Here is a 14,123-nt window from a genome sequence, read left to right on the forward strand (position 1 = left end):
GCCCGGCCGGGTTCAGGTCGCCTGGAGTGGCCAGAACCAGGTCACCGCGTAACTGGTGACGACCATCAGGATCAGGTTCAGCGGTGCGCCGACCTTGGGGAAATCGGAAAAGCGCAGCACGCCGGTGCCGAAGATCATCGTGTTGGTCTGGTAACCGATGGGCGTCAGGAAGCTGTTCGATGCCGCGAACATCACCACGATGGTCAACGGGATCGGGTTGAGACCGAGCATGTCGCCGAGCGCGATGGCGACCGGCACCAGGATCACGACCGAGGCATTGTTGCTGAGGATACTGGTCAGGATGGTGGTCACTGCGTACAGCGCCATGACGATGAAGATCGGATCCCAGTCGGCGGCGTAGCCGGCCAGCAGCGAACTGACCCAGTCGGCGGCGCCGGACTTGGTCATCGCGATGCCCAGCGGGATGATGCCGGCAAGCAGGAAGATCACGTCCCACGAGACATCGTCGTACATGTCCTGCTTGGCGACGGTTCCGGTGGCCACCATCGCGATCACGCCGGCGATCGCGGTCAGCACGATCGGCATCGGGGTCAGGGCAGCGAGCAGGATGACCGCGGCCACGATGCTGCCGGCGACCAGCATCCGCCGGGTGTCGAAGTCGTCCTCGTATTCGTCGAGCACGACCACGTCGGAATTCTTCGCCAGGCGGGCCAGCGCGGTCTTGGAGATCTCGAGCAGCGCGATCTCGCCGACGTGCAGTTTTTCCTGGGCCAGCCGGCGCGACCGGACCGTGCGCGTATCGAGGCCGATCAGCCGACCCTGGTAGCGTTTCCAGAAATCCACCGCGCGCGCGGTGCGGCCGTTGAACAGGCCCCGGTTGCGCAGCAGGATGGGCACCAGCTGACCATCGGTACGGGCCTTGCGCACGTCGCCGAATTCCGACAGCACGTCGACCTGGGATTCCTTGATCAGGTCCATGATCTGACGGACCGTCGCCCGCGCCATGACGATGTCGCCGGCCAGGACCGGGGTGCTGCGAGCACGCTTGATCCAGGTCTTCTCGCCTCGGGTCAGCTTCATGACCTCGACCCCGGAGGAGGCTTCGAACTTCGCCTCGTCGAGGGTCTTCTCGATCAGCGCGCTGCCGATCGGCACGCCGACCTCGATGACGAAGGTCTCCTCGTCCTGTTCGTTGACCGGCCGCGCATCACGGGCCGGCAGCAGCCAGCGGCCGATGGTCAGGAAATAGACCAGGCCGGTCGCCAGAACGATCAGGCCGACGTGGGTGAACTCGAACATGCCCAGCTCGCGATCGATGCCGGGCTCTTCGGCAAGGATCGCCGAGGCCAGGATGTTCGTCGAGGTCCCGATCAGGGTCAGCGTGCCGCCGAGCATGCCGAAGAAACTGACCGGGATCAGGACCCGCGAAGCACGCAGGTTGGACCGGCGGGCCATGTCCAGCACCAGCGGAATCGCGATCGCCACTGCTGCGGTATTGTTGATGAAGCCGGAAACCACGCCGACCATGATGCCGACCACGATCATCTGGCGGATCTCGGAATTGCCGACCATCGGAAACAGCCGCTTGCCGAGCAGGTGGACCAGCCCGGACCGCTGGATGCCGCCGGACAGGATGAACATGCACAGCACGGTCACCGTGGCGGTGCTGGACAGCCCCGACAGGCTTTCGCCGACGGTCGGGAAGGCCGCCTGCAGGTCGACGCCGCGCTCGACCAGCCACTGGGAGTGGAACAGCACGGGGATGGCCATGACGGTGACCAGGATCGCCAGGGCCGTGACGTCCACCGGCAGCTTTTCGGTGGCGAACAGGTACAGGGCGCACGCAATGATCACGAACACCAGCGCGATTTCGAAGGTCATCTGGACTCCCGGACCGGTCGAGGGGCGAAGCTTACCCCAGAGGGGTGCGCCCCGTCGCGGACGGCGACGGGGGCGGTTCTGGCAATGCTCAGGAACGCTCGTGGACCAGCTCGCGGCCGATCAGCATGCGGCGGATCTCGTTGGTGCCGGCGCCGATGTCGTAGAGCTTGGCGTCGCGCAGGAGGCGACCGGTCGGGTACTCGTTGATGTAGCCGTTGCCGCCCAGCGCCTGGATCGCTTCCAGGGCCACCTCGACGGCGCTCCGCGAGGCGTGCAGCAGGCAGGCCGCGGCGTCGATACGCGATTTCTCGCCCGCGTCATAGGCCGCGCCGAGCTGGTAGGCGAAACCGCGCGAAGACTGCAGCGCGGCGTACATGTCGCCGATCTTGGCCTGCATCAGGCCGAAATCGCCGAGCCGACGCTCGAACTGCTTGCGCTCGCGCACGTAGGGCAGCACGTTGTCCATGCAGGCCTGCATGATCCCGATCGGTCCGCCGGACAGCACCAGCCGCTCGGAATTGAGCCCCGACATCAGGATCTTGACGCCGGCGTCGACCTCGCCGAGCACGTTGTCTGCCGGAATCTCGCAGTCCTCGAACACCAGCTCGCAGGTGTTGGAGCCGCGCATGCCGAGCTTGTCGAGCTTCTGGGCCTTCTTGAAGCCCGGCATGCCGTCCTCGATCAGGAAGGCCGTCATGCAGCGCGAGCCGGCCTCCTTGCCGGCCGTGCGCATGTAGACCAGCAGCACGTCGGCTTCCGGGCCGTTGGTGATCCACATCTTCGAGCCGTTGGCGACCCAGACGTCGCCGCGCTTCTCGGCCCGGCAGGCCATCGATCCGACCACGTCGGAGCCGGCGCCGGGCTCGGACATCGCCAGCGCGCCCTTGAATTCGCCGGACACCAGTTTCGGCACGTACTTCTGCCGCTGGGCGTCGCTGCCGTTGCGGTAGAGATTGTCCAGGCACAGGTTGGAATGGGCACCGTAGGACAGCCCGACCGAGGCCGAGGCACGGGAAATCTCTTCCATGGCGACGAGGTGAGCCAGGTAGCCCATGTCCGCGCCGCCCAGCGACTCCGGCACGGTGATGCCGAGCAGGCCCATTTCGCCGAGCATCGGCCAGAGGTCCTGTGGAAACTCGTTGGATTCGTCGATTTCGGCCGCGCGCGGCGCGATGGCGTCTTCGGCGAATCGCCGCACGGACTCGCGCAGCAGTTCGATGTCTTCGGACAGCTTCATGCTCTCGATCTCCGGATCTCAGGGCTCGACGGGATTCGTGACCCCCTCGGGGTCGACCCCGGCGAGCCTACGGGGCGCCCGCGGGCGCCGGGTCAACGTCGACGGGCGGGGCAGGGCGCGGCGCAGGCCGCCGTGCCCGATCCCGGTCAGTGGTTGCCGCGTTCGCGGCCCGGGAAGCGGTGGGCGCGACCCATGAACGGCAGCTTCAGCTTGCCGATGGTCGTGATCCGCTCCTCGGCCATCCGGTCGGCGGCCTTCCAGGTCGGAATGCCGTCCCGGTCGGCGATCTGGAAGATCTTCGAGACGTTGTAGTAGATGGTCCGCATCATGCGCTTGGCGCGTTCCCGGTTGTAGCCTTCGAACTCGATCGAGACGTTCATCAGGCCGCCGGCATTGACGGCGTAGTCCGGCGCGTAGAGGATGCCCCGGTTCTCCAGCTCGTCGCCGCACTGGTCGGTCGCCAGCTGGTTGTTGGCCGCGCCGCAGACGACCTTGAACTTGAAGCGGGGAATCGTCTGCTCGTTGACCACCGCGCCCAGCGCGGTCGGGCAGAACACGTCGGCGTCGACTTCGTAGATCTCGTCGAGACCGACCGCTTCGCAGCCGAGCTCGACGCAGGCCTGGACGGCCTCTTCGTTGATGTCGGTGACGAAGACCTTGGCGCCTTCGTTGCGCAGCAGCTTGACCAGTTCGTAGCCGACGTGGCCGACGCCCTGGACGGCGTAGCTGAAACTGCCGACGTCCTCGTTGCCGAACTTGTGCTGCAGGCTCGCGCGAATGCCCTGCAGGGTGCCGAAGGCGGTAAACGGCGACGGATCGCCGGAGCCGCCGTGGACCTGGTGAACGCCGACGCAATTGTCGGTTTCCTGGAACACGTACTCCATGTCGTTGACGTCGATACCGACGTCTTCTGCGGTGATGTAACGGCCGTTCATCGAATCGATGAAGCGGCCGAAGGCGCGGAACAACGCTTCGGACTTGTCGGTCCGCGGATCGCCGATCAGCACCGACTTCCCGCCGCCCAGGTTCAGACCGGCCACGGCGGCCTTGTAGGTCATGCCGCGCGACAGCCGCAGGACGTCGTCCAGCGCTTCCTGCTCGGTGGCGTAGGGCCACATCCGCAGGCCGCCGAGCGCCGGACCGAGGGTGGTGTTGTGGATCGCGATGATGCCCTTGAGGCCCGCGTCCTTGTTGTGGCAGAACACGACCTGCTCATGCTCGGTCGTGTGGATCGTTTCGAAAAGATGCATTCAGTCCTCCAGACTTCGCGCTTCTGTCGGCGCGAATCGACGGGCGATGAAGCCGGCCCCCGAGACCGGCGGGGATGAACGAGCGGGGGCGGGCTCCTGCATGCGGAGTCCGACCCGACTCAGCCGGTTATTTTAGCGGATTCGGGCCGCCGAGGTTCCGATCGGAGGGATTCTCGATGCCGGACTCGGCGTTGTCGGAATGCCGACGCTCGAATGCTAGTGTTGGCGGGCTGTCGAGCGGAACCGCCGACGAAACGGCGGGGTCGCAGGACCGGTCGGTTGCGGGCGCGTTTCGATCCGATCGATCACATTAGATTGTTACGATATACGTCGGCTTTCCGGAGTCTCGCCATGGAGCTCGATCCTCTCCTTCTGTCACGCATCCAGTTCGCCTTCGTGGTGTCGTTCCACGCGATCTTTCCGGTCTTCACGATCGGCCTCGCCGCGTGGATCGCGCTGCTTGAAGCCCTGAACTACCGCAAGCCGGACCCGGTGCTCGAAAAACTGTCGCAGTTCTGGATCAAGATCTTCGCCGTGGTGTTCGGCATGGGCGTGGTCTCGGGCATCGTCATGGCGTTCCAGTTCGGCACCAACTGGTCGCAGTTCTCGTTCGCCGCCTCGAACTTCCTCGGCCCGGTGCTGAGCTACGAAGTCGTGACCGCCTTCTTCCTCGAGGCGACCTTCCTCGGCGTGCTGCTGTTCGGTCGCAGCCGGGTGCCGCCGGGCCTGCACCTGCTGGCCGCCTGCATGGTCGCGATCGGCACCTTCATCTCGTCGTTCTGGATCCTGTCGACCAACAGCTGGTTCCATACCCCGGCCGGCGTGGAACTGATCGACGGGCATTTCCAGGTCACCTCCTGGCTGCAGGCGATCTTCAACCCGTCGCTGCCGTACCGGTTCGCGCACATGGCGCTGGCCTCGTTCATCACCGGCGGGCTGGTGGTGGCCGCGGTCAGTGCCTGGTACCTGGTGCGCGACCGCAATCCGCGCTCCAGCCGGATCGCGCTGAAGATGACCGTGGTGATGCTCGCGATCGCCACCCCGCTGCAGATGTTCGTCGGCGACCTTCATGGCCTGAACACCTTCGAGCACCAGCCGATGAAGGTGGCCGCCATGGAGGGGCACTGGGAAACGCAGCGCGGCGCGCCGCTGATCCTGTTCGCGATTCCGGATGCCGATGCCGAGGAAAACCATTTCGAGGTCGCGATTCCGAAGCTCGGCAGCCTGATCCTGACCCACTCGCTCGACGGCGAGGTCCAGGGTCTGAAATCGGTGCCGGCGGAGGACCGTCCACCGGTCGGGCCGGTGTTCTGGAGCTTCCGGGTCATGGTCGGTCTGGGCGTGTTCTTCATCCTCCTGTCATGGGTCTCCGCAGTCCAGCTGTTCCGCGGCCGGCTGTTCGACTCCAGGCGGCTGCTGCGGGTGATCTCCTGGGTCTCGCCCTTGCCGTTCATCGCGGTGCTGGCCGGCTGGTTCGTCACCGAGATCGGCCGTCAACCCTGGATCGTCCACGGCCTGATGCGGGTCGAGGACGCGGTCACCCCGTCGCTGTCCGGCGGCATGGCGCTGACCACGCTGATCGGTTACATCTCGGTCTATGCGGTGGTGTTCGGTGCCGGCCTGTACTACCTGCGCCAGGTCATTCTGGCCGGACCGGACCCGATCGAGCAGGCGCACGATTTCGACTCCGCCCGGCCGAAGCGGCCGCTGTCGGCCAATCCCTTGAACTTCAACGGCGAGACACCGGCAGCGGAGGGCTGATATGGAAACCATCGACCTGACCCTGATCTGGCTCGGGATCATCGGCATCGGGATCTTCATGTATGTCCTGATGGACGGCTTCGATCTCGGCGTCGGCATCCTGTTTCCGTTCGCGCCGGACGACGCCTCGCGCGATCGGATGATGAACTCGGTGGCGCCGATCTGGGACGGCAACGAAACCTGGCTGATCCTCGGCGGTGCCGGCCTGCTGGCGGCGTTTCCGCTGGTCTACGCGGTATTCCTGCCGGCGCTGTACATCGGCGTCTTCCTGCTGGTGGCGGGCCTGATCTTCCGCGGCATCGCCTTCGAGTTCCGGTTCAAGGCCTCGCCCGCTTCGCGCCACTGGTGGGACCGCTCGTTCAATATCGGCTCGACCGTAGCGGCCTTCGCCCAGGGGGCCGTGGTCGGTGCCTACATCCAGGGCTTCGAGGTGGTCGATTTCCAGTATGCCGGGGGGGCCTTCGACTGGCTCACGCCGTTCACCGTGATGACCGGCGTGGGCGTGGTCACCGGGTATGCATTGCTCGGTGCGACCTGGACGGTGATGAAGACGGAGGGGGCCACGCAGGACTGGGCCTTCCGGATCAGCGAGCGCCTGCTGATCGGCGTGCTCGCGTTCTTCGTCGTGGTCAGCCTGTGGACGCCGTTGTCCAAACCGTTCGTCCAGGCGCGCTGGCTGGACGGGATCGCCTGGCTCTGGCTGTTCCCGGTACTCACGCTGGCGGCCTCGTTCTGGGTCTGGCGAGCGTTGCGGGAACGCCGCGACGTCGTCCCGTTCGTCGGTTCGATGGTGCTGTTCGGGCTGTTCTACCTGGGCCTGCTGATTTCGATGTGGCCGTATGCCGTGCCGCCGGACTACACCTTCTGGGACGCCGCCTCGGCGCCGGGCAGCCAGTTGTTCCTGCTGCTGGGCGTGCTGTTCCTGATCCCGGTCATCCTGGTCTACACCGCGTTCAACTACTGGGTGTTCCGCGGCAAGGTCCGGGATGGCGACGGCTACCACTGAGCCTGCGCCCGGCGCCTGGCTGGCCGGCCGGGCGCCGGGCTGGCTCCGCCCGGCACTGGTGGGGCTGGCCACGATCGAGTCGCTGCTGGTCGTCGGCCAGGCCGGACTGATTGCCTGGTTGTGCCACCGGGCGCTGGTCGCGGAGGTGCCGATCGGCCTGGCGGCGCCGGCGGCATTGCTGGGCGTGCTGCTGCTGCGCGCGACGGTGCTCGGGGTTCGGGGCTGGATCGCGGCGGATGCCTCCGCGCGCATCCGGGTCGAATTGAGGCAGGCCGTGCTCGCGGCGCTGCGCGGCGCCGGCCCGGTGGACGCGCCGCCGACGGGGCGGGTCCTGGCGGCGTTCGACGAGCAGATCGAAAAGCTCGATCCCTACTACGCCCGGTTCCTGCCCCAGCAGTTCGCGGCGGCGATCCTGCCGCCGGTCCTGCTGGTCGCGGTGTTTGCCGTCGACTGGATCGCCGGGCTGTTTTTGTTGTTCAGTGCACCGCTGATCCCGGTCTTCATGGTCCTGATCGGCTGGGGCGCCGAGGCCCGGGCGCGGCAGCAGGTCGATGCACTGGGCCGGCTGGGCGGCTGGTTTCTCGATCGCTTGCGCGGGGCGGCGACGCTGCGTCGCTTCGCGGCCGAGTCGGCGACGTCCGCGGCCGTGGCGCAGCGCACCGAGGAACTGCGACGGGCCTCGATGAACGTGCTGAAGCTGGCGTTCCTGTCGTCGGCCGTGCTGGAGTTCTTCGCCTCGGTCGCGATCGCCGCGGTCGCGATCTACGTCGGGATGGGGTTGCTGGGCTTTCTGACCTTCGGGCCGGCCGGTGAGCTGACCCTGGCCGGCGGGCTGTTCGTCCTGCTGCTGGCACCGGAGTACTTCGCGCCGCTGCGTGCGCTGTCGCAGGGCTGGCACGATCGCGCCGATGCAGGCGCCGCGGTCGGTGAGTTGCGCGATCTGCTCGGTCGGGCGAAGACGCCGGCGCCCACGCCGATGGACCGGGCGGCGCGGCCGGTATCGACCGCGGTGCCGAGTCCGCCGGCGATCGCGGTCCGGATCCGTGGGCTGCGCTTCGCCCACCGCGGCCGGCCCCCGCTGTTCGACGGCCAGATGCTGGACGTGGCCGCCGGTGAACGGGTTGCGCTGGTCGGGCCGAGCGGGGCCGGCAAGAGCACCCTGATCGACCTGCTGGCCGGTTTCCTGCATCCCGAGGCCGGGCGGATCGAACTGGACGGCGAGTCGACCGAGGGTTGGAGCGATGCCGAGCGGGCCGCGCGGATCGCCTGGCTCGGTCAGCGGCCGACCCTGTTCGCTGGCTCCTTGTACGACAACATCGCGCTGGGCTGGCGCGAAGCCGATCGCGATGCGGTCGAGGCGATTGCCGAGCTCGCCGGTGTCATGACCTTCGCGCGGCGCCTGCCCGAGGGTCTCGACGCGCCGGTCGGCGAGAACGGTCACCGACTGTCCGGCGGCCAGATGCAGCGCGTCGCGCTGGCTCGGGCGCTGCTGCGGCCGCGTCCGCTGATCCTGCTCGACGAGCCGACCGCGCACCTCGACCCGCAGGGCGAGGCCGACGTGTTGAGCTCGCTGGAGCGCTTGCTGGCCGCGCGGCCGGCCACCGTGCTGGCTGCCAGTCACCGTCCGGGCATGCTGCGTCACGTCGACCGGGTAGTGCGGATCGATGGCGACCGGTGGACCGAGGAGAGCGTGGCATGAACGGGCCGAGGCGCCTGCTGCCGTGGTCCGGCGCAACCGGACGCTACGCGCTGCTCGCCGCGCTGCTGGCCTTGCTCGGGATCGGTCTTGCCGTCACGCTGCTGGCGGTGTCGGGCTGGCTGATCACGGCGGCCGGCCTGGTCGGTCTCGGCGTACTGGCGATGATCGACATCTTCGCCCCCGGGGCGGTGATCCGCGGGAGCGCGGTGGGTCGCACCGTGGCCCGCTACGGCGAACGGCTGGCCGGACACGATGCCATGCTGCGTCAACTCGCCTCGCTGCGGCTCGATGCCTTCCAGCGCCTGATGCGCTGGCCGGTCCGGCGACTCGACGGGATCGTGAGCGGGGACCTGCTGACCCGGCTGACCCGCGACATCGACGCGCTCGAGCTGTTGCTGCCGCGCTGGTGGCTGCCCAACATCGCCGCGATCGGTGGTTCGCTGCTGGCCGCGGCGGCCGTGGTGCTGCTCGCCCCGGCGCTGTGGTTCGCACCGCTGGGGTTGCTGCTTTCGGCACTGGCGCTGCTGGCGGCGTTGCGGCGGATCAGCGCTCCGGCGGGTCGCCGGCTGGTCGAGGACAATGCCGTGCTTCGCAGCGAGCTGACGACCTGGCTCGACGGACTGGGCGAATTGATCAGCCTCGATCGCGCCGCCGAGCGGAGCGAGCGCCTGGTCGCGCGCGCCCGCCGCCTCGTCGATGCCCAGAGGCATCAGCGCCGGGTCGAAGCGCTCGGTCAAGCAGGCATCGCGGCGCTCGGCTACCTCGCGTTCTGGCTGGTCCTGATCGGCGGCTTGCGGCTGGCCGTCGAAGGGGCGCTGGCGGGGCCGGTGGCAGTGGCGCTGGCGCTGGTCATGCTGGGCCTGGTCGAGGCCTGGCAGGCCACGCCTGCCGGCTGGGTATTGCGCGCCAACTGCGCCCAGGCCGCCGACCGGATCGAGGCGCTGGGCGAGACGGCGAACCCCGGTGAATTCGACGGACTGGCTGCCACCACCGCTTCAGGCGGTTCGGCAATGGCGCGCGGTGCGGCGCTGGCGCTCGACCGGGTCCGGTTCGGTTGGGGCCCGGCCTCCGGCGATGTTCTGCGAGGTGTGGACCTGGCCCTGGCCCCCGGGGAACGGGTCCTGATCGAAGGCGTCAGCGGCGGCGGCAAGACGACGCTCGGTCGGATCGCGGCCGGCGAACTGGTGCCCGAGCGGGGCAGGGTGCGCTTCAACGGCGAGGATCTGTTCGGCGAGGTCGAAGCCGAACGCTATCGCCGCGTCGGGCGACTGGAACAGTCCCCGCGGCTGTTCCGCGACACGCTGGAAGCCAACCTGAGAATCGGCGACCCCGAAGCCTCGCGGGCGCGGCTGGACGCGGTTCTGGCTGCCGTCGACCTGGCATCGTGGTGCGACGGCTTGAGCCACGGGATGGCGACCTGGCTGGGCGAGCGGGGCGTCGGTCTGTCCGGGGGCCAGGCGCGTCGGCTGACGCTGGCGCGCCTGTTGCTGACCCGCAGCCCGGTGCTGGTCCTCGATGAGCCGCTGGCCGGCCTCGACGGCCCGACCGCGAAGCGCGTGATGGCCGGCATCGAACCCTGGATCGTCGGTCGAACCCTGCTCGTGCTGTCGCACGACCGGTTCGGGCCCGGATCCATCGATCGGCGGCTTCGTCTGGTCGATGGACGCCTGGAAACGACCTGATCGCGGAATCGACTCGATCGGGCCGGTCCGAACGCGCCCGGACCCATGCGGATCAACCGATCAGTCGCCGGCGTCGAGAACGACTTCGACGGTGAACGCGCCGCGCAGATCGCCCGGGGCGAACCCGGTCGCCGCGTCGGCGGGATAGGCCGCCTCGATCGCTTCGGCCAGTTCGGGCGCCAGGGTCTCGCCGTGACAGGTCACGCACAGCGGTTGGGTCGGAATGGCCTTCATCCAGCGACCGGTCGCACGACCGTCGAGGTCGGTTTCGATCCAGGTTTCCAGCTCGGCCGGGCTCGCCCCGGCTGCGATTCGTTGCTCGAAATCCTGTAGAACCCCGGCTTCCCAGGCGTCCGGTGCATTGTCGGGGTTGCGCACACGCAGCGCCGTCCTGCCGACCCGGGCCCGCTCGCTCGAGGTCTCCTCGGCGATTTCCGGGGCCCGGATGCGGCAGGTCTCGATCCCCTGTACCGGCCCGCCTTCGGCAATCGCTGCCTGCAGCTCCTGCTGGAGCCGGCTGGCCAGGGTGCCGGCGGATGAGCGGGCCCGGTCGACCCATTCAGGTGCCGCCTCGCCGGCCGCGACCGGGAGCGCGGCGTGGCTGCAGCCCAGCACGACGGCGCCGAGTGCAATTCGCTGGACGGTATTCATTCGAAGGCCGCGCCCGTCGGGCGACCCAGGCGGCGAAGAAGGATCGCCAGCGGACAGAAACCGGTGAACGCGGCCTGTAGCATGTTCACGCCGACGAACGCGGTCAGGACCAGCCAGTACACGCTGTGCAGCTGCGACAGGACCAGGCTGACGAGGATCATCGTGCCGGCAAACGCGAAGACGAATCGATCGATATTCATGGCAAGGTACCGTTCGGGACTTGAATACAATATAAGAAAACACTAATATATTGTCAAGCGAACGGCGGCTGAATCGTGGCCGCTCTCGGGATCCGATCTTTCGAGGAGAATTCATGTCCAGACCCGCGCTGATCGACCGTCTTGCGGATCGAACCACCACTCTGGCGACCGGCCGACCGGGCGCGATCACTCTGCTGATGGTCGCCTCGCTGGTCCTGCTGGCGGCCGTGGCCGCGCTGCCCAGCATCTGGCCGCAGACCTTCTCTGCGCTGCATCCTGCCACGATCGATACGGATCCGGAAAACATGCTGGCCCACGACGAGCCGGTCCGGGTGTTCCACGACGAGGCCAAGGACGAGTTCAACCTCTACGATCTCGTCGTCATCGGCATCGTCAACGAGAGTCATCCCGACGGCGTGTTCAATCCCGATAGCCTGGCGCGGATCGACGCCTTGACCGAGTTCGTCCAGGGCCTGAGCGACCCGAAGGCCGAGCCGGGCGAGTACCGGGGCGTGGTGGCCGTGGACGTGATCGCGCCGGGCACGGTCGATGACATCCGCCAGGATGGTCCGGGCCAGGTCGCGTTCTCGTGGCTCATGGAGACGCCGCCGGTCACCGCGGAAGCCGCGCGTGAGATCCGCGAGCGCGCGATGCGGATCCCGATGCTGCGCGACACCATGGTGGCCGGCGATGGAAGCGCGCTGGCAATCTATGTTCCGTTGACCCACAAGGACTTTTCCTGGAACGTCCGTGAAGCGGTGCAGGAGTTCACTGCCGACTGGCCGGCCGACGACCAGGTCCACATCACCGGACTGCCGGTGGCAGAAGATACCTTCGGCGTCGAGATGTTCTACCAGATGGCCGTTTCGGCCCCGCTGGCGATGCTGGTCATCTTCATCCTGATGTGGTGGTTCTTCCGCAATCTCGTGCTGGTGATTTCGCCGATGATCGTGGCCATGGTCAGTTCGCTTTCGACCATGGCGCTGTTGATCGCGACCGGCAACACCATCCACATCATGAGCTCGATGATTCCGATCTTCGTGATGCCGATCGCCGTGCTGGATTCGGTCCATATCCTGTCGGAGGCCTTCGATACCTATCGGAAGTTCAACGACCGGCGCAAGACCATCGAGCACGTGATGAAGAGCCTGTTCCGGCCGATGCTGTTCACGTCGTTGACGACCACCGCCGGCTTCCTGTCGCTGGCGCTGACTCCGATTCCGCCGGTGCAGGTGTTCGGCGTGTTCGTGGCCGTCGGCGTGCTGCTGGCCTGGCTGTGGTCGATCCTGTTCGTACCGGCCTTCTTCATGATGATCCCGGAAAAACGACTGGCGGCGTTCGGCCACGACGAAGGCGACGACGCCGGCAGCCGCACGCTGCTCGGCCGAACCTTGCACGCCACCGGCCGCGGAGCGATGCGCGGCCGCGTCGCGGTGCTGTTCGGCGCCGTCGCGCTGGTTTCGATCGCGGCCTTCGGCATCACCCAGATCCGGATCAACGACAATCCGATCAAGTGGTTCGATGCCGATCACCCGATCCGGGTCGCCGACCGCGTGCTCAACGCGCATTTCGCCGGTACCTACACCGCCTACCTCGAGTTGCACGACACCTCGACCGGCTCGCTCGAAACCCTGTCCGCCGAGGTGGCGAGCGCGCTCGGTGACGAGGCCGAGGCGCTGGCCGATCGCGGGCTCGCCGAGCGCGCCGCGATCTTCGAACAGGCGGCCGAGCGGGCCGGCTCGGTCGATGCCGACGATGCCGCGACCTACTTCAGCGAATTGCAGGACGCGATCCAGTCGAGTGCCGATGCCAGCGACGATCCGTTCACCTGGGACGATGCGTGGTTGGTGGTCGATGCACAGCGCAGCCGACTGGAAACCTTCAAGCAGCCCGAGATCCTGGAGTGGATGATCGAGCTGCAGAACGGCCTGCTCGAAGACCCGCGGGTCGGCAAGGTCAACGGCCTGCCGGACATCGTGCGGGTGGTCCATCGCGAGCTGCTCGGCGGTGGCGAGGACGAGTTCAGGATTCCGGATCGCGCCGCGACCGTGGCCCAGACCTTGATGACCTATCAGAACAGCCACCGGCCGCAGGATCTGTGGCGCTTCGTCACGCCCGACTACCGAAAGACCAGCCTGTGGATCCAGATGACCAGCGGCGACAACCAGGACATGGAGCAGGTGATCTCGACGCTCGATGCCTTCCTGGCCGAGAACCCGCCGCCGGTGGGAATCGAGGCCGACTGGTTCGGCCTGACCTACATCAACGTCGTCTGGCAGGAAAAGATGGTCAACGGCATGCTGTGGTCGTTCATGGGTTCGTTCCTGGTCGTGCTGACCATGATGACGCTGCTGTTCCGCTCGTTCCTGTGGGGTCTGCTGGCGATGGTCCCGCTGACCATCACGGTGGCGCTGATCTATGGTGTGATCGGCCTGATCGGCAAGGATTACGACATGCCGGTCGCGGTATTGAGCTCGTTGAGCCTGGGCCTGGCGGTGGACTTCGCGATCCATTTCCTGACCCGCGCACGGCAGGTCTACCGGCACAACCGCAGCTGGACCGAGACGGCCCGCGAGGTGTTCGGCGAACCGGCCCGCGCGATCAGTCGCAACGTCATCATCCTGGGCGCCGGGTTCCTGCCGCTGCTGGCCGCCCCGCTGGTGCCCTACCAGACGGTCGGGATCTTCATCGCCTCGATCATCTTCGCCGCCGGTATCATCACGCTGGTGCTGTTGCCGGCCCTGATCACCACGCTGGAAAAGCCGCTGTTCCGGCGGCTGGCCAAGGAGGCCTGA

At 67.3% G+C, this 14,123-nt stretch carries 10 protein-coding genes; 5 read left to right on the forward strand and 5 right to left on the reverse strand.

The features are described from left to right. Positions 1-12: 12 nt before the first annotated feature. The 3 genes from HFP89_RS00910 to HFP89_RS00920 all read right to left on the reverse strand — a co-directional run bounded on the left by HFP89_RS00910 (position 13) and on the right by HFP89_RS00920 (position 4,329). A complete protein-coding gene (locus tag HFP89_RS00910; RefSeq protein WP_168715754.1) occupies positions 13-1,842 on the reverse strand; it encodes an SLC13 family permease in 1,830 nt (609 codons plus the stop codon). Between the two features lie 88 nt (positions 1,843-1,930). Then, positions 1,931-3,079, reverse strand: a complete 1,149-nt coding sequence (locus HFP89_RS00915; protein WP_168715755.1) for an acyl-CoA dehydrogenase family protein — start codon at positions 3,077-3,079, stop codon at positions 1,931-1,933. A gap of 146 nt (positions 3,080-3,225) precedes the next feature. Further along, the gene (locus HFP89_RS00920) at positions 3,226-4,329 is read right to left on the reverse strand and encodes a Glu/Leu/Phe/Val dehydrogenase (RefSeq protein WP_168715756.1); all 1,104 of its coding nucleotides are present in this window, start codon (positions 4,327-4,329) and stop codon (positions 3,226-3,228) included. A gap of 351 nt (positions 4,330-4,680) precedes the next feature. On the opposite strand from HFP89_RS00920, the gene HFP89_RS00925 reads away from it, so the two are divergent. The 4 genes from HFP89_RS00925 to cydC are packed head-to-tail and all read left to right on the forward strand — an operon-like array spanning position 4,681 to position 10,477. After that, positions 4,681-6,090: a cytochrome ubiquinol oxidase subunit I gene (locus HFP89_RS00925; protein WP_168715757.1), complete on the forward strand. Its 1,410-nt coding sequence runs from the start codon at positions 4,681-4,683 to the stop codon at positions 6,088-6,090. A 1-nt stretch (position 6,091) separates the two neighbouring features. Continuing rightward, the gene (gene cydB, locus HFP89_RS00930) at positions 6,092-7,096 is read left to right on the forward strand and encodes a cytochrome d ubiquinol oxidase subunit II (protein ID WP_168715758.1); all 1,005 of its coding nucleotides are present in this window, start codon (positions 6,092-6,094) and stop codon (positions 7,094-7,096) included. Then, positions 7,077-8,795, forward strand: coding sequence for a thiol reductant ABC exporter subunit CydD (cydD, locus tag HFP89_RS00935; protein ID WP_168715759.1), 1,719 nt, complete (start codon positions 7,077-7,079; stop codon positions 8,793-8,795). The genes cydB and cydD overlap by 20 nt, the downstream gene beginning before the upstream one ends. Beyond that, positions 8,792-10,477 carry a thiol reductant ABC exporter subunit CydC gene (gene cydC, locus HFP89_RS00940; RefSeq protein WP_168715760.1) on the forward strand — a complete coding sequence of 562 codons (1,686 nt, stop codon included), beginning with the start codon at positions 8,792-8,794 and terminating at the stop codon, positions 10,475-10,477. Before cydD ends, cydC begins: the two co-directional genes overlap by 4 nt. Before the next feature lie 60 nt (positions 10,478-10,537). Here cydC and HFP89_RS00945 read toward each other — a convergent pair whose 3' ends face one another. Beyond that, entirely contained in the window at positions 10,538-11,128 is a 591-nt protein-coding gene (locus HFP89_RS00945) for a DUF3365 domain-containing protein (protein WP_168715761.1), read from the reverse strand. Further along, the gene (locus HFP89_RS00950) at positions 11,125-11,328 is read right to left on the reverse strand and encodes a DUF2892 domain-containing protein (protein ID WP_168715762.1); all 204 of its coding nucleotides are present in this window, start codon (positions 11,326-11,328) and stop codon (positions 11,125-11,127) included. The genes HFP89_RS00945 and HFP89_RS00950 overlap by 4 nt, the downstream gene beginning before the upstream one ends. Before the next feature lie 113 nt (positions 11,329-11,441). On the opposite strand from HFP89_RS00950, the gene HFP89_RS00955 reads away from it, so the two are divergent. Next, positions 11,442-14,123, forward strand: coding sequence for an efflux RND transporter permease subunit (locus HFP89_RS00955; RefSeq protein WP_168715763.1), 2,682 nt, complete (start codon positions 11,442-11,444; stop codon positions 14,121-14,123).

The sequence above is a fragment of the Wenzhouxiangella sp. XN79A genome, assembly GCF_012272825.1.
Classification (GTDB): domain Bacteria; phylum Pseudomonadota; class Gammaproteobacteria; order Xanthomonadales; family Wenzhouxiangellaceae.

Bases quoted from the DNA above. Each gene is read 5' to 3' on its own strand.
- HFP89_RS00910 (WP_168715754.1), bottom strand. From the start codon at position 1,842: ATGACCTTCGAAATCGCGCTGGTGTTCGTGATCATTGCGTGCGCCCTG.
- HFP89_RS00915 (WP_168715755.1), bottom strand. From the start codon at position 3,079: ATGAAGCTGTCCGAAGACATCGAACTGCTGCGCGAGTCCGTGCGGCGA.
- HFP89_RS00920 (WP_168715756.1), bottom strand. From the start codon at position 4,329: ATGCATCTTTTCGAAACGATCCACACGACCGAGCATGAGCAGGTCGTG.
- HFP89_RS00925 (WP_168715757.1), top strand. From the start codon at position 4,681: ATGGAGCTCGATCCTCTCCTTCTGTCACGCATCCAGTTCGCCTTCGTG.
- cydB (WP_168715758.1), top strand. From the start codon at position 6,092: ATGGAAACCATCGACCTGACCCTGATCTGGCTCGGGATCATCGGCATC.
- cydD (WP_168715759.1), top strand. From the start codon at position 7,077: ATGGCGACGGCTACCACTGAGCCTGCGCCCGGCGCCTGGCTGGCCGGC.
- cydC (WP_168715760.1), top strand. From the start codon at position 8,792: ATGAACGGGCCGAGGCGCCTGCTGCCGTGGTCCGGCGCAACCGGACGC.
- HFP89_RS00945 (WP_168715761.1), bottom strand. From the start codon at position 11,128: ATGAATACCGTCCAGCGAATTGCACTCGGCGCCGTCGTGCTGGGCTGC.
- HFP89_RS00950 (WP_168715762.1), bottom strand. From the start codon at position 11,328: ATGAATATCGATCGATTCGTCTTCGCGTTTGCCGGCACGATGATCCTC.
- HFP89_RS00955 (WP_168715763.1), top strand. From the start codon at position 11,442: ATGTCCAGACCCGCGCTGATCGACCGTCTTGCGGATCGAACCACCACT.